This window comes from Mangrovicoccus ximenensis (genome assembly GCF_003056725.1).
Taxonomy (GTDB): domain Bacteria; phylum Pseudomonadota; class Alphaproteobacteria; order Rhodobacterales; family Rhodobacteraceae; genus Mangrovicoccus; species Mangrovicoccus ximenensis.
In genome coordinates this window covers 66,116-82,721 of record NZ_QBKZ01000013.1, presented here as the reverse complement: position 1 = coordinate 82,721, position 16,606 = coordinate 66,116, and the positions used below count along the sequence as shown (strand labels likewise).

17 protein-coding genes and 1 pseudogene are annotated in these 16,606 nt (G+C 68.5%); 9 read left to right on the top strand and 9 right to left on the bottom strand.

Annotated elements, in window-relative coordinates:
* Window positions 1-184: 184 nt before the first annotated feature.
* The 4 genes from C7T91_RS13820 to C7T91_RS13805 all read right to left on the bottom strand — a co-directional run bounded on the left by C7T91_RS13820 (window position 185) and on the right by C7T91_RS13805 (window position 2,980).
* Complete coding sequence (locus C7T91_RS13820; RefSeq protein ID WP_161555893.1) at window positions 185-1,039, bottom strand: MaoC family dehydratase; 855 nt, start codon at window positions 1,037-1,039, stop codon at window positions 185-187.
* Between the two features lie 130 nt (window positions 1,040-1,169).
* A complete protein-coding gene (locus tag C7T91_RS13815) occupies window positions 1,170-1,706 on the bottom strand; it encodes an RES family NAD+ phosphorylase (RefSeq protein WP_108259749.1) in 537 nt (178 codons plus the stop codon).
* Complete coding sequence (locus tag C7T91_RS13810; protein WP_108259748.1) at window positions 1,703-2,053, bottom strand: antitoxin Xre/MbcA/ParS toxin-binding domain-containing protein; 351 nt, start codon at window positions 2,051-2,053, stop codon at window positions 1,703-1,705. Before C7T91_RS13810 ends, C7T91_RS13815 begins: the two co-directional genes overlap by 4 nt.
* 255 nt (window positions 2,054-2,308) lie before the next feature.
* Complete coding sequence (locus C7T91_RS13805) at window positions 2,309-2,980, bottom strand: GntR family transcriptional regulator (RefSeq protein WP_108259747.1); 672 nt, start codon at window positions 2,978-2,980, stop codon at window positions 2,309-2,311.
* Between the two features lie 292 nt (window positions 2,981-3,272).
* On the opposite strand from C7T91_RS13805, the gene C7T91_RS13800 reads away from it, so the two are divergent.
* The 6 genes and pseudogenes from C7T91_RS13800 to C7T91_RS37885 all read left to right on the top strand — a co-directional run.
* Window positions 3,273-3,866 carry a CPBP family intramembrane glutamic endopeptidase gene (locus tag C7T91_RS13800; RefSeq protein WP_108259746.1) on the top strand — a complete coding sequence of 198 codons (594 nt, stop codon included), beginning with the start codon at window positions 3,273-3,275 and terminating at the stop codon, window positions 3,864-3,866.
* Window positions 3,867-3,933: 67 nt separating this feature from the next.
* A complete protein-coding gene (gene accD, locus C7T91_RS13795) occupies window positions 3,934-4,848 on the top strand; it encodes an acetyl-CoA carboxylase, carboxyltransferase subunit beta (protein ID WP_108259745.1) in 915 nt (304 codons plus the stop codon).
* Complete coding sequence (locus C7T91_RS13790; protein WP_108259744.1) at window positions 4,845-6,113, top strand: bifunctional folylpolyglutamate synthase/dihydrofolate synthase; 1,269 nt, start codon at window positions 4,845-4,847, stop codon at window positions 6,111-6,113. Before accD ends, C7T91_RS13790 begins: the two co-directional genes overlap by 4 nt.
* 47 nt (window positions 6,114-6,160) lie before the next feature.
* On the top strand, window positions 6,161-6,745 hold the full coding sequence (locus C7T91_RS13785; protein ID WP_108259743.1) for a ribonuclease T2 family protein: 585 nt from the start codon (window positions 6,161-6,163) through the stop codon (window positions 6,743-6,745).
* A gap of 16 nt (window positions 6,746-6,761) precedes the next feature.
* Window positions 6,762-7,016: a helix-turn-helix domain-containing protein gene (locus C7T91_RS13780; protein WP_108259809.1), complete on the top strand. Its 255-nt coding sequence runs from the start codon at window positions 6,762-6,764 to the stop codon at window positions 7,014-7,016.
* Window positions 7,003-7,299 (top strand): annotated as a pseudogene (locus C7T91_RS37885) (sensor histidine kinase N-terminal domain-containing protein); the annotation flags it as partial. The gene C7T91_RS13780 and the pseudogene C7T91_RS37885, both read left to right, overlap by 14 nt.
* 25 nt (window positions 7,300-7,324) lie before the next feature.
* Here C7T91_RS37885 and C7T91_RS35700 read toward each other — a convergent pair.
* A complete protein-coding gene (locus tag C7T91_RS35700) occupies window positions 7,325-9,352 on the bottom strand; it encodes a mechanosensitive ion channel domain-containing protein (RefSeq protein ID WP_108259741.1) in 2,028 nt (675 codons plus the stop codon).
* Complete coding sequence (locus C7T91_RS13765; protein ID WP_236638228.1) at window positions 9,349-10,569, bottom strand: PA0069 family radical SAM protein; 1,221 nt, start codon at window positions 10,567-10,569, stop codon at window positions 9,349-9,351. The genes C7T91_RS35700 and C7T91_RS13765 overlap by 4 nt, the downstream gene beginning before the upstream one ends.
* 111 nt (window positions 10,570-10,680) lie before the next feature.
* On the opposite strand from C7T91_RS13765, the gene C7T91_RS32575 reads away from it, so the two are divergent.
* Complete coding sequence (locus C7T91_RS32575; protein WP_161555891.1) at window positions 10,681-10,929, top strand: hypothetical protein; 249 nt, start codon at window positions 10,681-10,683, stop codon at window positions 10,927-10,929.
* Window positions 10,824-11,567, top strand: a complete 744-nt coding sequence (locus C7T91_RS13755; protein ID WP_145962880.1) for a LysR substrate-binding domain-containing protein — start codon at window positions 10,824-10,826, stop codon at window positions 11,565-11,567. The genes C7T91_RS32575 and C7T91_RS13755 overlap by 106 nt, the downstream gene beginning before the upstream one ends.
* Window positions 11,568-11,624: 57 nt before the next feature.
* On the opposite strand, the gene guaB is transcribed toward C7T91_RS13755, so the two are convergent.
* Entirely contained in the window at window positions 11,625-13,076 is a 1,452-nt protein-coding gene (gene guaB / locus C7T91_RS13750) for an IMP dehydrogenase (RefSeq protein WP_108259738.1), read from the bottom strand.
* 229 nt (window positions 13,077-13,305) lie between these two features.
* Here guaB and C7T91_RS13745 point away from each other — a divergent pair, with 229 nt between their 5' ends.
* Window positions 13,306-13,809: a hypothetical protein gene (locus tag C7T91_RS13745; RefSeq protein ID WP_108259737.1), complete on the top strand. Its 504-nt coding sequence runs from the start codon at window positions 13,306-13,308 to the stop codon at window positions 13,807-13,809.
* A 15-nt stretch (window positions 13,810-13,824) separates the two neighbouring features.
* Here the strand turns inward: C7T91_RS13745 and C7T91_RS13740 are convergent, their stop codons facing one another.
* Together C7T91_RS13740 and C7T91_RS13735 are read right to left on the bottom strand one after the other, a co-directional pair.
* A complete protein-coding gene (locus C7T91_RS13740; RefSeq protein ID WP_108259736.1) occupies window positions 13,825-14,919 on the bottom strand; it encodes an ABC transporter ATP-binding protein in 1,095 nt (364 codons plus the stop codon).
* A 23-nt stretch (window positions 14,920-14,942) separates the two neighbouring features.
* A complete protein-coding gene (locus C7T91_RS13735; protein ID WP_108259735.1) occupies window positions 14,943-16,589 on the bottom strand; it encodes an alpha-amylase family glycosyl hydrolase in 1,647 nt (548 codons plus the stop codon).
* Between the last annotated feature and the right edge of the window lie 17 nt (window positions 16,590-16,606).

The following is a 16,606-nucleotide window of genomic DNA, read 5'->3' as shown; positions in this document are numbered from 1 at the left end:
GGAGCGCCCGTGCCCGCCTCCGGCCGCAGCGCTGTGCGGCGGCGGAAGGGCGGGGTTGCGGCACCACCTGGGACCATCCTTGCCGCCGGGCCCGGTCCTGCCAACGCAACATTGGACCGATCATGCGGAGTTTCCGGGGATTGTGCGGAATCTCCGAATTATCCGGCAGCGGCGGCCCGCGGTCTCAGCCGCCGATCTCGGCGAAGCCCCGGTCGAGCACCGTCTCGCCGCGCGCCGGAACGGCTGTCTGGAAGAAGACGCCGCCCGGCGCGTGCCAGATGCGCACGGCCAGGGTCTCGCCGGGATAGACCGGACGGGTGAAATTCGCCGTCATCATCCGGATGCGCGCCGGGTCGTAGCCGCACAGATGGCGCAGCAGGGCGTGGCAGGTGATCCCGTAGGTGCACAGCCCGTGCAGGATCGGACGCGGAAATCCCTGGCTGCGGGCGGTTTCCGGATCGTTGTGCAGCGGGTTCCAGTCGCCGTTGAGTTGGTAGAGCAGCCCTTGCTGCGGCAGCGTCGGCATCTCGTGCACGGCATCCGGGCTGCGGTCGGGCAGCTCGACCGGCGGCTCGGCCGGCTGGCCGGGACCGCCGAAGCCGCCATCGCCGCGGAACATGTTGGTGGAGCGGATCGAGACCAGCAGCCGGCCCGTTGCCTTGTCGTGGATGCGCCGCTCGTTCGAGACGATGGCCGCCTTGCCGGGCCCCTTGTCGAGGATTTCGCCCACCGCGTTGACCGAGACGAAGCTGCCCTCGGGCGGCAGCGGCTCATGCAGGCGGAAGCGGATCCCGGCATGGACGCTCTTGCCGGAGAAGCCGGCATCGGCCTTGCGGATCCAAGCGTAGGGCATGGCGATCATCGTCGCCATGCTGGGGACCGCCGAGAGGTCGCCGGGCCGCAGGAACCGCAGCTGCGCCTCGTCGACCGGATCGGCGCCGAGCCCGACCGACAGGTTGTAGAGGACCGTGTCCCGCCGGGTCACCGTCATTTCGGTATCGGGAATCTTGTAGGCGGAGAGTTTATGGAGATCGAGCATCCTGCTTTTCCTTGCGAGGCATTTCGGAAGCGGCACGCCCGTCCGGACGCCGCCCCTCTTGGGGACGGCGTCCGGCAGGCGGGAGGATGCCTGCCGGGGTCCATGCAAATTCCGGGCCATGAGACGCCGGCTACTGCCAGGAGCTCCGGTCGCGCGGCAGGCGCTGGATGCTGTCCACGACCCGGACCTGGTGCGGCGGCCGCCCTGTCCATGTCCAGAACACCAGGTTGACATCCGAGGGACCGGCGCCGCGCGCGAAGCTCTGCACCATCAGCGCCGCATAGCCGCGGGCCACCAGCCGCTCGGCAAGGTCCTGCGGCGGCACCGGATCGCCCCGGAGCATGCGCAATTCCCAGTCGGGACAGTCCAGCTCCGGCGGCGCCACGCCCTCCGCCGCCAGCATCCGCGGATCGGTGGCATCGAAGACCCCGGCGCAGTCGACGGCATATTCGCAGAGCGTCACCGGCTCCATCGGCCGCCCCAGCGGGCTGGCCTCGCGGATGGCCCCCAGCGGAGACAGTGCCGAATAGAGCGCTGCCCTGCCCCTGCGGTTGAACCGGCCGCCATGGCGCCGCGCGCCTTCGCCCGAGGCCGGATCATAGGCCCATTCGGGATTGTGGGCGCGGAAAACGGGTCCGGCGAACCGGCGCCCGGGCAGCTCCGTCATGCAAATCCGCCCGCCATCACCCGGTCGAGATGGGCGCGCACGAAATCGGCATGGCCGTCGCGGACCAGCTGGTCGGCGGTCATGCCGCCGAAGCCCGGCAGCGGCTCGGAGCGGAACCAGGCATAGGCGGCCAGCGGCGAGCCCGCCTGCCTCTCGACGCGGTTGAGGATTTCGACCATTTCGCGCAGCCGGGTCTGGGTCTTGACCGCCAGGACGCGCTCCTTGCGGCTGAAGGCATCGCGGCCGAGGCCGAGCGTGGCGGCAATCTCGGCACGGTTGGTGCGCAATGCCTCCGAGATCAGATCGGGGCTGAAGGCGCCGTCATCGGTCAGGGTCCGGAAGTCCATGCAGAAACCTCGCTGTTCTTGACGCAAAATAGCGCCATGAAACGTGTGGTTCAAGGGGTGGAACTCGGATGGGGCTCTCCGGCGGCCCCCGCTCCGCCCTCCCCGGCGCGCGGCCGCAGCCGCTCGGGGCCTTGACCCCGGATATGGGCAGCAGTGGTTCGCGACGGGGGCAGCGGTGTCTCGGCTCCGGCGGCGCATCCCTCGAACCGGGACTGCAGCGGGAGAGACCGCCGGCCCGGCCGGCCCGCTCCGCGATCATGGCGCCGGATGCCCTTCAGGAGAGGTTTCGGCGTTGCGGATGAAGTCCATGCCCTGCGCGATGTCGTTGCGCAGCGCAGCCGCGAAACCGTCGCAATCGCGCCGGGTCAGCGCGTCCGTCGCTTCCTTGTGGAAATCCGCGGCCATCTCCTGGGCACGGTACTGCCCGGCGATGTAGCGCATGGACGGGCCCGATTGCAGCCAGAGGATCTCGATCAGGCGGAACAGCACCGGCGTGCCCGCCTTGCGGTAGATATGGAAATGGAAATCGAAATTCGCGGCCATGTAGGCGTCCAGATCGCCCGCCTCGATCGCGCGGTTGACGGCCATGTCATGGCTGACCAGCGTGTCGAGGTCGTTCTGCGACAGGGCGGGAAAGGCGCGGCTGGCGGTCTCCGGTTCCAGCTGCATCCGGGCGAAGAGGATGTCGCGGTGGTTTGCGAGGCTCAGCCGCGGCACTTCGATGGTGCGGCTGTCGGCAAAGCACAGCGCCCCCTCGGCCACCAGCCGCCGAACCGCGTCGCGTACCGGAATCACGCTGACGCCCTCTTCCTGGGCCAGCGCGCGGATCGAAACGCGGTCTCCGGGCAGGAACCGGCCCTCCCAGATTCGCTGCCTCAGCTTCGCATGCAGCACATCTGCTGACGTGTTCGGCTTGTAGTCGCTCATATTTCCATCACCCGGCAAAGATACCTCCCACAGGTGCTATATCATGCTTCCACATGTTATACCACGTGACCCATGTTTTATAACACACGACCGCCGCATGGGACCGTCCGCATGACTGCTCACGAGCATATCGAGACTTCGCCGCTCCGCCCGCCTTTTCTGCTGGCCGCACATTGCGACCTGAACGGCGTGTTCCGCGGCAAGCGGCTGCCCGCCCCGCAGGCCGCCAAGCTGATGGCCGGGGGAATGCGGATGCCGATGTCCTCGGCCGGGGTCGATATCTGGGGCACCGATGTCGCGGGCAGCCCGCTTTTCGAGGCAGGCGATCTCGACGGGGTCGCCGAGCCGACCGGACGCGGGCCGCTGCCGATCGACTGGGCCGGGACGGGCGGGCGCTTCGTGCCGATGTGGATGCGGCGCGAGGACGGCTCCGCCTTCTTCGGCGACGCTGGCGCTGGTCGCGGTGCAGACCCTGGCCGAGGAACTGGTGTTCCGCGGCTTCCTCATGCAGCAGCTGGCGGCGCGGCTGCCGCGCTGGCCCTTGGTCTGGTTCGGGCTGCCGCCCCTGCTCTTCGCCGCAGCGCATTACGCGCCGGGCATGGGGCTGATGTCGCCGCTCGCCATGGGCTATGCGCTGGCCTTCGGCATCGTCGCCGCCGACCTGACCCGGCGCAGCGGCAATCTCGGCACCGCCTGGGGCCTGCATCTCGCCAACAACGCCTTCGCGATCCTCGTCTTTTCCAGCCAGAGCGAGCTGTCGGGCCTCGCCCTGTGGCACGCGCCCTATCCGGTGGAGCAGCTCTATGAGGCGCCCTGGCTGGCGCTGCTCGACCTCGCGCCGCTGGCACTGGCCTGGGCGGTCCTCGCCCGCCCGACGCGACGCTGACCGCGCGCTGATTGCAATTCCCCTGCGGTCTCTCTATCTGGAGGCCACCCGAGACACAGGCAGGCCCATGAACTGGATTTCGAACTACGTCCGTCCCAAGATCAACTCGCTCTTCTCCCGCCGGGAGATGCCCGAGAACCTGTGGACCAAGTGCGACGAGTGCGGCACCATGCTGTTCCACCGGGAACTGCGCGACAGCCTGAATGTCTGCACCAATTGCGGCCATCACATGATGATCACGCCGCGCGACCGCTTCATCGCGCTGTTCGACGGCGGCCTGTTCCAGGAAGTGAAGGTCCCCGCGCCCACGCCGGACCCGCTGCATTTCCGCGACCAGAAGCGCTATCCCGACCGGATGAAGGCCGCGCAGCGCTCCACCCAGGAGCATGAGGCGATGCTGGTCGCCACCGGCGAGATCGGCCGCACGCCGATCGTGGCCGCCGCGCAGGATTTCAGCTTCATGGCGGGCTCCATGGGGATGTATGTCGGCAACGCGATCATCGCCGCCGCCGAGACCGCGGTGAAGACCGGGCGTCCGCTGGTGCTGTTCTCCGCCGCGGGCGGCGCGCGCATGCAGGAAGGCATCCTCAGCCTCATGCAGATGCCGCGCACCACGGTCGCGGTGCAGATGCTCAAGGAAGCGGGCCTGCCCTATATCGTCGTGCTGACCCATCCGACCACCGGCGGCGTCACCGCGAGCTACGCGATGCTGGGCGACGTGCAGATCGCCGAGCCGAACGCGCTGATCTGCTTTGCCGGCCCCCGCGTCATCGAGCAGACCATCCGCGAGAAGCTGCCCGAAGGATTCCAGCGCGCCGAGTACCTGCTGGATCACGGCATGCTCGACCGCGTCACCCCGCGCGGCAAGATGCGCGAAGAACTGATCACCATCACCCGCATGCTGATGGGCCTCTCCCCCGCGGTCATGGGCGACCTGCCCGCGCCCGGCGAGCCCTCGGCGGAGACCCCGGCAAAAGAATGACCCAGAGCTCCGACGCGCTGCTCGAGCGCATGATGACGCTGCACCCCAAAGTGATCGACCTGACGCTGGACCGGGTGGAGCGCCTGCTTGAGGCCCTCGGACACCCGGAGCGCAAGCTGCCGCCGGTGATCCACATCGCCGGCACCAACGGCAAGGGCTCGACGCTGGCGATGATCCGCGCAGGCCTCGAGGCCGCGGGCGGGTCGGTGCATGTCTACACCTCGCCGCATCTGGTGCGCTTCCACGAACGCATCCGGCTGGCGGGCGAGCTGATCTCGGAAGAGGCGCTGACCGTCCTGCTCGACGACTGCCTCGCCGCCAACGGCCCGGATCCGATCACCTATTTCGAGATCACCACCTGTGCCGCCTTCCTCGGCTTCGCGCGCACGCCTGCCGACTGGTGCCTGCTGGAGACCGGCCTGGGCGGCCGGCTCGACGCGACCAACATGGTCGACCAGCCGCGCCTGACGGTGATCACGCCGGTCAGCCTCGACCACCAGCAGTTCCTCGGCGAGACGCTGGCCGACATCGCCCGCGAGAAGGCAGGCATCCTGAAGCCCGGCGTGCCCTGCATCGTCGCGCGCCAGCCCGAGGAGGCGATGGACGCGATCGAGGCCCGCGCCGCCGAGATCGGCGCGCCGCTGATCGTCTGCGGACGCGATTTCGACGCCTGGGAAGAGATGGGCAAGCTGGTCTACCAGGACAGCACCGGGCTCGTCGACCTGCCGAAGCCGGTCCTGCGCGGCCGCCACCAGATCGAGAATGCCGGCATGGCCGTCGCCGCGCTGCGCCAGCTGGGCGTCTCCGCCGAAGGCTGCGAGGCCGCGCTGGCCGGGGCCGAATGGCCCGCCCGGATGCAGCCGCTGGTGGACACCAAGCTGAACGCGCTGGTTCCGAAGGCCGAGCTCTGGCTCGACGGCGGCCACAACCCCTCTGCGGGCGAGGCGCTGGCGGCAACGCTGGCGACCATGCCCCAGAAGGAGACCATCCTGGTCTGCGGCATGCTCAACACCAAGGACCCGGTCGGCTACCTCAAGCCGCTAGCGGCGCATGTGCGCAACGTGATCGCGGTCGGCATCCCGGATGCGCCCGCGACGCTCAGCGCCGAGGAAACCGCTGCCGCCGCCGAAGCGGCCGGGATGAACGCCAATGCCGCGGCCTCGGTCCCGGCGGCGCTGGCCGCGCTGAACGACGTGGCCCCGAAGGCGCGGATCCTGATCTGCGGCTCGCTCTACCTTGCCGGATCGGTGCTGCGCGACGCGTGACGCCGGGCGGCCGCCGCGCTAGGTACGGGGGACCAGGAGGTCCCCCGATGCTGCGCTGCCTTGCCCTTTTCCTCTGCCTTGCCGGTGCCGCCCAGGCGGAAAGCACCGAGAACCTGCTGGCGCTGAGCTGGCAGCCGGCCTTCTGCGATCTCGGCCGCAATCCCGGCAAGCCGGAATGCCGCCTCGTCAATGACGGCAAGCTGCCCTGGACCGAGGCGGGCTTCACCCTGCACGGGCTCTGGCCGCAGCCGCGCGGGACCCAGTATTGCGGCATCTCCCGCACCGACATGCAGGCCGACCGCGACGGCGACTGGGAGGATCTGCCGAGGGTCGCGCTCGACCGCGGGACCGCCGTGAAGCTCATCCGGCTGATGCCCGGCGTGCGCGGCCAGCTCGAGCGCCATGAATGGACCAAGCACGGCAGCTGCTACGGGGACGCGGACGGCCAGCCCGGCTATTTCCGCGATGCGCTCTGGCTGACCGAGGAGGTCAACGCCGCGCTCGGGCCGGTCATGGCGGAGCGGCTTGGCCGGCAGGTGACGCTGGCGGAGCTGCGCCGCGCGCTGGAGGACCGCTTCGGCACGGGCCGGTCGGGCCAGCAACGCCGTCGAGGCGAAAGGCTTCCGCTATGACCGCGCGGCGCGGCGGCTGGAGCTTGGCGGCGCCGAGGTCGTCCTGCAGGCGCGCGAGCTGCAGCTGCTGGAAATCCTGCTCGACAATCTCGGCCGCGTCCTGACCAAGGAGGAGCTGGCCGACCGGCTCTACACCTTCGAGGAAGCGCCGAGCCTGAACGCGGTCGAGCAGTTCGTCGCCCGGCTGCGCCGCAAGACCGCGGGCGGGCCGCTGGCGATCCGCACCTTCCGCGGGCTGGGCTACATGGCGGTCTTCGATGAGGACGCCTGACGCGGCGTCTCTTTCCGGACGGCTCTTCGCGGCGCTCGGCGCCGGGATCGCCGCGGTCTTCAGCCTGCTCCTGCTGCTCTTCTGGGTCCAGGCCGGGATGCGGGCCGACCGGACCTATGACCGTCTGCTGGAAAGCGCCGCAATGGCGATGCTCGACCACGCGATCGCCGGGCCGGAGGGACCGGATATCGACCTTCCCGCCTCGGCCTTCGCGACCCTGGCCTTCGCGGCCGACGACCGGGTGGTCTACCGGGTGGCGCCGGCGGGCGGCACCGAGGTGACCGGCGATCCCGGCCCCGGCCGGGGGATCAGTCGGCGTCTGGGCCTTCGTCGCGGGCCGGTCCGGCTTCGGGGCCGAGCGGCTTCGGCGCATGCGACGGATCGTGCGGCGGTGCCGAGGCCGGCAGGCTTTCCGCCTCGCGCCGCTTCGCCATGTCGCCGAGCTTCTCGAACAGCTCGGGCGGCATCTTCAGCTCGCGGTGCGGGAAGGGGATCTCGATGCCGTGGCGGTCGAAGACCTTCTTCATCTCCTCGGTATAGGCGCGGCCGACGCCCCATTGCTGGCCGGGCAGCGTCTTGATCCGGGCGCGGATGTTGACCGAGCTGTCGCCCAGACTGACGACGCCGTGCATCTCCAGGTCGCCCAGGATGAAGGCGCCGAACTCGCCCTTCTTGACGTTCTCGAAAGCCTCGAACATCGCGTCGCGCGCCAGGTCGATATCGGTGCCGTAGCTGACGCCCGCGACTTCGACATGGTAGGAGAAGCGGCGCATGAAGTTCGACACCGTGTCCACCGCCGAGAACGGAACCAGGTGATAGGTGCCCGACAGGTCGCGGATGCCGACCGATCGGATGGTCAGGCTCTCGACCGAGCCCGAGATCCCCGCCACGGTGACGACATCGCCCTCGTTGATCGCGTTCTCCAGCTGGATGAACACGCCGGTGATGATGTCCTGCACCAGCTTCTGCGCACCGAAACCGATGGCAAGGCCGATGACCCCGGCACCGGCGATCAGCGGCGCGATGTTGATGCCGAGCTCGCTCAGCGCCATCATGCCCGCGAAGACGATCACCGCGATGGTGATGGCGTTGCGCGCCAGGCTCAGGAGCGTGCGCTGCCGCGCCGAGACGGTGCGGAACGGCGAGGTGGAGGTCAGCCGGTCGTCGATCCAGGCGCTGATCGTTGCCCAGATCGCCAGCGCGATCAGCACGATCACCAATGCCGTCGCCAGACCCCAGATCCGCTCGGCCTGCAGCAGGTTGCTGAAATGCGCGAGATCCCAGGCTGCGAGGCCCCAGATGATCGCGACGATCACCCCGGCGAGACCGAGCAGCACCGACAGCGTCGGCAGGAAGCCGTTCACCCGCTCGATGAACAGCTGCAGCAGCCGCCCCTTGCCCTTCGGCACCGGGAAGGCGGCCTCGCCGGCCTTCGACAGGATGCGCAGGCAGCCGAGGAACAGCACCAGCGCGCCGAGGCTCCACAGCGTCGCCTTGCCCAGCACGTCGACCATGTCATAGGGCCGGGTCAGCGCGATCCAGTAGCAGGTCAGCACGTAGAACGTCGCCAGCGGCGGCCAGGCCTTGTTCCAGATGGTCTGGGTGGTGTCGGAGACGACATTGGCGAATTCGTCCTCGCCGGAGGCGCTGCCGTTGCGGGCATCCTCTTCCGCCTTCTTCTCTTCCAGCCAGTCCTGCAGCTCGCGGTGCAGCCGCCGGATCGCCAGAAGCGCGAAGATCATGGTCAGCGTCAGAAGCACCGAGCGCAGCGAGGAGGCGATGGTGAAGTTCGACCAGACCCGGGCGATCGGCACGATGGCGACCAGGGTGTAGACCAGCAGGCCCGAGACCCGTTTCACGCTGCGGAAGATCGTGGTGTCGATGTCCTGCGGCAGCTGCGAGAAGGTCACGTCGCGCGGGCTGTAGGACACGAAGAGGCTCAGGATCAGCGTGATCGCGCCGACGACGAGGAAGGCGTTGAGATAATAGGCCTGGACGACCGCGACCGTGCCGCCGCCGAAGGCCGAGGCCATGGCATAGCCCGCGACCCAGGCCAGAACCAGCCCGACGAGGCGCAGCACCGACTGGATGGCGACCGCCTTGGCGACGCGGCGGATGGTGCGTGTCTCGGGGCGGCGCACCGCCATGCGCGCGAGGATGCGCAGCAGCCGGTAGATCGCCACCGTCGCGACGATCGTGGCCAGGAGCGCGGGGCCCTCGTTCATGATGCGCTCGCGGCGCGTCTCCGACAGGACTTCCGGGAGCGAGGCCAGCCGCTGCACGTCGCCCAGCAGCGCAAGGCTGCGGTTCTGCAGGTCATTGGCGAAATCGGTCATGATTTCGGCGGCCTGCTGGGCAAATCCGTGGATGTCGGGCGCGGCAAAGGTCTCTTCGCCGCCCTCCGCGCCATCGCCGCTGCCTTCGGCGGCGGCGCCGTCCCCCGAACCGGAGGCGGCGGCCTCGCCGGAGGCGTCATTTTCCTGCGCCGCGTCCTCGCCGGGCGTGGCGGGACGCGGAACTGCGACACGTCGAGCGGCGCCAGCGGGCCGTCGAGCCCGAGCCTGCGGCAGGCAATGTCGAAGCGGCGCGCCACCAGGTTGGCATGCACGCCCTCGCCCTTCATCCGCTTGCCCCAATCGGGGCGGTAGTCGCGGCCGCCCTGGGTCTCGCGCACGCGGGCCATCACCCGGTCGGCGCGGTCCGGGAAATGCTCATCCAGCCAGTCGCGGAAGAGCCCGGCCACCTCCAGCGGCAGGCGCAGCATGATCCAGCTCGCCGCTTTCGCCCCGGAGGCCTTGCCCGCCTCGAGCACCCGCTCGATCTCGTGGTCGGTCAGCGCCGGGATAACCGGCGACATCATGATCCGCACCGGCACGCCCGCCCGCGACAGCCGCGCGATGGTGCCGAGCCGCCGTGCAGGCGCCGGCACGCGCGGCTCCATCTTGCGGGCGACCCCCGGGTCCAGCGTCGTGACCGAAACGCCGACCTGCACCAGGTTCCGCTCCGCCAGCCGGATGATCAGATCGAGATCGCGCTCGATCAGCGTGCCCTTCGTGGTGATCGTCACCGGATGACGGAATTCGAGCAGCACCTCGAGGAGACGGCGCATCACCCGGTGCTGCTGCTCGATCGGCTGGTAGGCATCGGTGTTGGTGCCGATGGCAATCGGGCGCGGCTCGTAGCCCTTGGCCGACAGCTCCTTCGCCAGCCGTTCCGGCGCGTTCGGCTTCACCGTCAGCCGCGTTTCGAAATCGAGACCGGGCGACAGGCCCAGATAGGCATGGCTCGGCCGCGCATAGCAGTAGATGCAGCCATGTTCGCAGCCGCGATACGGATTCACCGACCGGTCGAACGGGATGTCCGGAGACTGGTTCCGCGTCAGGACCTTGCGCGCGTCCTCGTGCACGACATGGGTGCGCAGGAAGGGCAGATCCTCGGGAATGTCCCAGCCGTCGTTGAACGGCACATGCGCCAGCGCCTCGAAGCGGGGCGTGTCATTCGTCGCGGCACCCCGGCCGCGGCGCCGTTCGGTTGCGATCTCGTGTCTGCGCATGGCGGTCTCCATGCCGCGAAGCATGGAACATTTGCGGAACATTGGCAAGGGCGGCGAACCGCCTCTGGCAGGACGGACCGCCGCGCCCCAGATGGGATGCAGGAGGATGCCATGCCGTTCGGAAAGTTCCTGTTCGTTCTCGGCCTTGCCATCGCGGCGGCCGCTGTCACCATCGCCGCGGTCTGGGCGCTGTTCGGCCCGCTGCCGGGCTCGGCCTTTGCCTTCGCGCTGCCGCTGGCCATCGCAGCGGCAGCGTGGCGCGGCGCGCCCGGGCGGTGCTGGCGCAGCTCGACGACGCCCATGTCGAGATGCAGGATCTGGCCCATGGCGCGCAGGGCGAGGTGCGCATCGGCGCGGTGACCGGCCCCGCGCTGGAGCTGGTCCTGCCCGCGATCCGCGAGCTGCGCGTGACCTTCCCCGAGATCCGCATCTCGGTGCAGGTCGACACCTCGGACAAGCTCGCCGAGGGACTGTCGGTACGGGGGCTCGATTTCTACATCGGCCGCCTGCACGAGAATATCGACAGCCGCCTGGTCGAGATGCAGGTGATCGGCCCGGAGCCGGTGGCGCTGATCGTGCGGCGCGGCCATCCGCTGACCCGCAGCGCGCCGCCGTCGCTCGGCGACTGCCTCGGCTATGACTGGGTGATGCAGCCGCCCGGCGGCATGCAGCGCCAGACGGTCGAGCAATACCTGCTGGAGCACGGGCTGCCCCTGCCCGGCCGCATCCTCGGCACCGCGTCGCTGCTGCTGACGCTGGCGCTGATCTCGGAGACCAATGCCATCGCTCCGGTCGCCCGCGCAGTGGCCCAGTTCTATGCCGGCAGCCAGTCGCTGGGCGGCAATATCGAGATCCTCGACATCGACTCGGACATGGCGGTGGCGCCCTATTCGCTGATCCGGCGGCGCGACCGGGATATGTCGGCCGCGGCCGAGCGGGTCTTCGGCCTCATCGGCCGCAAGGTCGCGCTGCTGGAGGCGGCCTGCCGCAACGCATAAGCACGCGCTTACGTCGTGTAAGCGCGCGCTTGGATCTTGTCGGGTCAGCCCCGCGGATCAGCCCGAATAGTTCGGGCTTTCGCGGGTGATCTGCACGTCATGGACATGGCTTTCCTTCAGCCCGGCGCCGGTGATCCGCACGAAGGTGCAGTTCTTGCGCATCTCCTCGACGGTCGCGCAGCCGGTATAGCCCATCGCTGCGCGCAGGCCGCCGACCAGCTGGTGGATGACCGCCCCGGCCGCGCCCTTGTAGGGGACCTGGCCCTCGATGCCTTCCGGCACCAGCTTGTCCGAGGCCGCGTCCTTCTGGAAGTAGCGGTCGGCCGAGCCGCGCGCCATGGCGCCGAGCGAGCCCATGCCGCGATAGGACTTGAAGCTGCGGCCCTGGTACAGGATCAGCTCGCCCGGGCTTTCGTCGGTGCCCGCGATCATCGAGCCGACCATCGCGCAGCTTGCGCCGGCCGCGATCGCCTTGGCGAAATCGCCCGAGAACTTGATCCCGCCATCGGCGATGATCGGCGTGCCCGAAGCGGAGGCCGCGTTGGCGCAATCCATGATCGCGGTCAGCTGCGGCACGCCCACGCCCGCCACGATCCGCGTGGTGCAGATCGAGCCCGGACCGATGCCGACCTTGATCGCATCCGCGCCGGAATCGATCAGCGCCTTGGTCGCGTCGCCGGTCGCGACGTTGCCCGCCACGACCTGGACGGAGTTCGACAGGCCCTTGATCCGCGCCACGACCTCGCCGACGGAGCGGGAATGGCCATGGGCGGTATCGACCACCACCATGTCGACCCCGGCATCGATCAGCGCCTCGGCGCGCTCGAAGCCGGCATCGCCGACGGTGGTCGCCGCGGCGACGCGCAGGCGGCCCAGCTCGTCCTTGCAGGCATGCGGGTTGAGGACCGCCTTCTCGGTGTCCTTCAGCGTCAGCAGGCCGGTCAGCTTGCCGGCGGCATCGACCACCAGCAGCTTCTCGATGCGGCGGGCCTTCATCAGGCTCTTGGCGGATTCCAGATCGGCCGGTTCGCGCAGCATCGCCAGGTTGTCGGCGGTCATCATCGCCTTGACCGGGGTGCGCGGGTCTTCGGCGAAGCGCATGTCGCGGTTGGTCACGATGCCGACGACGCGGCCATCTGCATCCACCACCGGGAAGCCGGTGACCTTGTAGCGCTCGCAGAGCGCATTGGCATCGGCCAGCGTCTGGTCCGGCGACAGCGTCACGGGGTTGTAGACCACGCCGCTTTCGAAGCGCTTGACGCGGCGGACCTCGTCGGCCTGCTCCTGCACGGTCAGGTTGCGGTGAATGACGCCCATCCCGCCCGTCTGCGCCATGGCGATCGCCATGCGGGCTTCGGTCACGGTGTCCATGGCGGAGCTCAGAAGCGGCACATTGAGCCGGATCGACTTCGTCACGAAAGTGGTGGTGTCTGCCGTCGAGGGCAGCACCGAACTGGCGGCGGGTTGCAGCAGAACATCGTCGAAGGTCAGTGCCTCACGAATCTCCATGCTCGGTCTCCTGGAGCTTGCGTTTGGCACGTCCCTCTTGCATGGACCCGGAACCGGGGCAACCGCATAATCGCCTCTTTGCAAGAAACATCCGCGTGATCGTCGCCGACCGGCCGGGCGACGCGCGGCTTGACGGCCGCCTCCCGCCCCGGCAGCATTCCCATGCGTCAGGAGGGAATGCGCCGCCTGCGGGCCCGGCCCCGGAGCGGCAGGAACAGGAGTGCCGCCCATGCCGCCCACCACCTTCGCAGAGCTCGGCCCCAGGCAGCGCTGCATCTATGACAGCTTCACCAAGGCGACCGGCATCGCGGGCGCGCATCTGGGCAGCGAGGTGAATGCAGCCGGGATCGACGCGGACGAGACCGAGGCGGTCCTGATCCTGGCGAAACGCCACGGCTTCGCCCAGACACCGCGCGGCTGCACCGGAAAGGCCTTCAAGGCGATGGTCGCCGGCCTCGAGGAGGCAACCGAATTCATCGTCCTGGTCTGCACCGGCATGGGCGGCTCCATGATCCCGGCAACGAGCCGTGCCGGCGCGGCCTATTCCTATGATTTCTCGAAGGGGTTCGATGCCCGGCGGATGTTCACCGATCCGGATTTCGACGAGATCCTGTGGCATGCGATCTGGCTTCGCGCGGATGCGGGCGGCCGGAACAAATCGGTGCATGACCCGCAGAAGATGCGCCCCACCGGGCCGGTCGATGGCGACAGGATCATCTGGATGGCGCGCTGAGCGCAGCGGCCCGGGTCACAGGTAGCGAAGCGACTTGCCCTTGTGGAAGACATGGATCTTCTGCGGCACAGCCGTCATCTGCAGCACCGAACCCGGCTCGACATTCACGATGCCCGGCTGCTTGGCGATCATCTGGCCGTCATTCTGGCTGGGATCATTGCTGTAGAGCACGGTGGTATCGCCCAGCTTCTCGACGATGTCGGTGCGGAACTCGATGAAGGGCATGGCGCCGTTCTCCGCGATCACCAGATCCTCGGGACGGATGCCGAACTGGACCTTGGCTCCGGCGAGATGCCCAGGCGACGGCACGGCGGCCGAGATCTCGGTGCCGGTTGCAAGACGCAACCGGGTCTCCTGCCCAGTTGCGGCGATCTCCGCCTCGAAGAGATTCATCGCGGGCGAGCCGATGAACTGCGCCACGAAGGTGTTTGCGGGCCGCTCGTAGAGCTCCAGCGGCGCCCCGACCTGCGCGATGCCGCCCCCGGCCAGAACCACGATCCGGTCGGCGAGCGTCATCGCCTCCACCTGGTCATGGGTCACGTAGATCATCGTGCTGTCGGGCATGGACTGCTTCAGCTGGGCGATCTCGATCCTCGTGGCGACGCGCAGCGCCGCGTCGAGATTGGAAAGCGGCTCGTCGAAGAGATAGACCTGCGGGTCGCGCACGATGGCGCGGCCGATCGCGACGCGCTGGCGCTGGCCGCCCGACAGCGCCTTGGGCAGGCGGTCGAGATAGTTTTCCAGCTGAAGCTTCCGCGCCGCCTCCTCGACGGCGCGGTTGATTTCATCCTTCGACTTTCCAGCGAGCTGCAAGGAAAAGCTCATGTTGTCCCGCACGGTCATATGCGGATAGAGCGCATAGCTCTGGAACACCATGGCGATCCCCCGCTGGGCGGGAGGGACGTCGTTCATGACCTGGCCGCCGATCTCCAGCGTGCCGCCGGTGATCTTCTCCAGCCCGGCGATCATCCGCAGGAGCGTGGACTTGCCGCAGCCCGAGGGTCCGACGAAGACGATCAGCTCGCCCGCATCGATCTCGAGGTTGATGTTGCGCAGCACCTCCACCGCGCCATAGGCCTTGGCCACGTTCGTCAGCTTCAGGTCGGCCATCGCCGTCTCCTCCCTCCCTGCGGTCAGACGGCGGACAGGATGCAGGGCTGCCATGGCCCCAGATGCAGCCAGCCGTCCAGCGGTATCGCCCCGTTCACATCCTGTCCCAGCGCCTGCCACTCGCCCTTGGGCACCGCCAGATCGGCGGGCTCCTCGGAGAGGTTGAAGGCCAGGAAGAGGCGTTCTTCATTCTGCTCGCGCTCGAAGATCACCACGTTGCCCTCGACATGCAGCTTCGACTGCTTGCCGTTGCGCAGCGCGGGGTGGTCATGGCGGAGCTGGATCACGCGGCGGTAGTGGTGCAGCAGCGCGCCCGGATCGAGCTCCTGCTGCGCCACCGCGTGGCCGTGATGTTCGTAGGGCACCGGCAGCCAGGGCAGCACCGGCGAGAAGCCGGCATTCTGCAGCTTTCCGTCCCAGGGAAACGGCGTGCGGCAGCCGTCGCGGCCCTTGTATTCCGGCCAGAACTCGATGCCGTAAGGATCCTGCAGCGCCTCGAAGGGCACGTCGGCCTCGGGCAGGCCAAGCTCTTCGCCCTGATAGATGCAGACCGATCCGCGCAGGCACATCAGCAGCAGCGCATAGGCGCGCGACGCCGCATGGTCGAGCCCCCAGCGGCTGACATGGCGCTCGACGTCATGGTTCGAGAAGGCCCAGCAGGCCCAGCCCTGCGACGCGACGCGGTCGACCAGATCCATGATGTCCGCGACCCGGTCCGCCGAGGGAAACTCGCCCGAGAGGAACTCGAAGGCGTAGCACATGTGCACCCGGTCGTTGCCCTTGGTGTATTCGCCGAGCAGCTCCATCGCGCCCTGCGCCTCGCCGACCTCGCCGACCAGGGTGGCGGCCGGATAGGTGTCGAGCAGCGCCCGGAGCCGCGCGAGGAACTCCAGGTTTTCCGGCCGGTTCTTGTCGTAGACATGCCGCTGGTAGTTGTAGGGGTTCACCGCGGGGGCGAAGATGTCGTTGCGCTCCTCGGGTTCGAGCGGCGGGTTGTTGCGCAGCTCCTGATCGTGGAAGTAGAAATTGATCGTGTCGAGGCGGAAGCCGTCGACGCCGCGGTCGAGCCAGAACCGCGCCATCTCGAGGATGGCCTCCTGCACCTCGGGATTGTGCATGTTCAGATCCGGCTGCGAGGCCAGGAAATTGTGCAGGAAATACTGGCAGCGCCGCGGATCCCACTGCCAGGCCGAGCCGCCGAAGAAGGACATCCAGTTGTTCGGTGCGGTGCCGTCCGGCTTGGGATCGGCCCAGACATACCAGTCGGCCATCGGATTGGTGCGGCTGGACCGGCTTTCCACGAACCACGGGTTCTGGTCCGAGGTGTGGCTGAGCACGAGGTCGATGATGACCTTCACCCCCTGCTCATGCGCCCGCTCCACCAGCCAGTCGAAATCCGCGAGCGTCCCGAACAGCGGGTCGACATCGCAGTAATGCGAGACGTCATAGCCGAAGTCCTTCATCGGCGACGGGAAGAAAGGCGAAATCCACACCGCATCGACGCCCAGGGAGGCGATGTGCGGCATGCGCTCGGCAATGCCGAGAAGGTCGCCGACGCCGTCGCCGTTCGAGTCCTGGAAGCTGCGCGGATAGATCTGGTAGATCACCGCGCCGCGCCACCAGTCCTTGTCGATGCTTTGTCCGGTGGCCACCGGAAGGGTCGTTCCCATCGCTACGCTCTCCTGTC

What these genes read in the sequence shown, in the direction of transcription:
- C7T91_RS13820 (WP_161555893.1), bottom strand. Translation starts at nt 1,039, where the DNA reads ATGCTCGATCTCCATAAACTCTCCGCCTACAAGATTCCCGATACCGAA.
- C7T91_RS13815 (WP_108259749.1), bottom strand. Translation starts at nt 1,706, where the DNA reads ATGACGGAGCTGCCCGGGCGCCGGTTCGCCGGACCCGTTTTCCGCGCC.
- C7T91_RS13810 (WP_108259748.1), bottom strand. Translation starts at nt 2,053, where the DNA reads ATGGACTTCCGGACCCTGACCGATGACGGCGCCTTCAGCCCCGATCTG.
- C7T91_RS13805 (WP_108259747.1), bottom strand. Translation starts at nt 2,980, where the DNA reads ATGAGCGACTACAAGCCGAACACGTCAGCAGATGTGCTGCATGCGAAG.
- C7T91_RS13800 (WP_108259746.1), top strand. Translation starts at nt 3,273, where the DNA reads ATGTCGCGGGCAGCCCGCTTTTCGAGGCAGGCGATCTCGACGGGGTCG.
- accD (WP_108259745.1), top strand. Translation starts at nt 3,934, where the DNA reads ATGAACTGGATTTCGAACTACGTCCGTCCCAAGATCAACTCGCTCTTC.
- C7T91_RS13790 (WP_108259744.1), top strand. Translation starts at nt 4,845, where the DNA reads ATGACCCAGAGCTCCGACGCGCTGCTCGAGCGCATGATGACGCTGCAC.
- C7T91_RS13785 (WP_108259743.1), top strand. Translation starts at nt 6,161, where the DNA reads ATGCTGCGCTGCCTTGCCCTTTTCCTCTGCCTTGCCGGTGCCGCCCAG.
- C7T91_RS35700 (WP_108259741.1), bottom strand. Translation starts at nt 9,352, where the DNA reads ATGACCGATTTCGCCAATGACCTGCAGAACCGCAGCCTTGCGCTGCTG.
- C7T91_RS13765 (WP_236638228.1), bottom strand. Translation starts at nt 10,569, where the DNA reads ATGCGCAGACACGAGATCGCAACCGAACGGCGCCGCGGCCGGGGTGCC.
- C7T91_RS32575 (WP_161555891.1), top strand. Translation starts at nt 10,681, where the DNA reads ATGCCGTTCGGAAAGTTCCTGTTCGTTCTCGGCCTTGCCATCGCGGCG.
- guaB (WP_108259738.1), bottom strand. Translation starts at nt 13,076, where the DNA reads ATGGAGATTCGTGAGGCACTGACCTTCGACGATGTTCTGCTGCAACCC.
- C7T91_RS13745 (WP_108259737.1), top strand. Translation starts at nt 13,306, where the DNA reads ATGCCGCCCACCACCTTCGCAGAGCTCGGCCCCAGGCAGCGCTGCATC.
- C7T91_RS13740 (WP_108259736.1), bottom strand. Translation starts at nt 14,919, where the DNA reads ATGGCCGACCTGAAGCTGACGAACGTGGCCAAGGCCTATGGCGCGGTG.
- C7T91_RS13735 (WP_108259735.1), bottom strand. Translation starts at nt 16,589, where the DNA reads ATGGGAACGACCCTTCCGGTGGCCACCGGACAAAGCATCGACAAGGAC.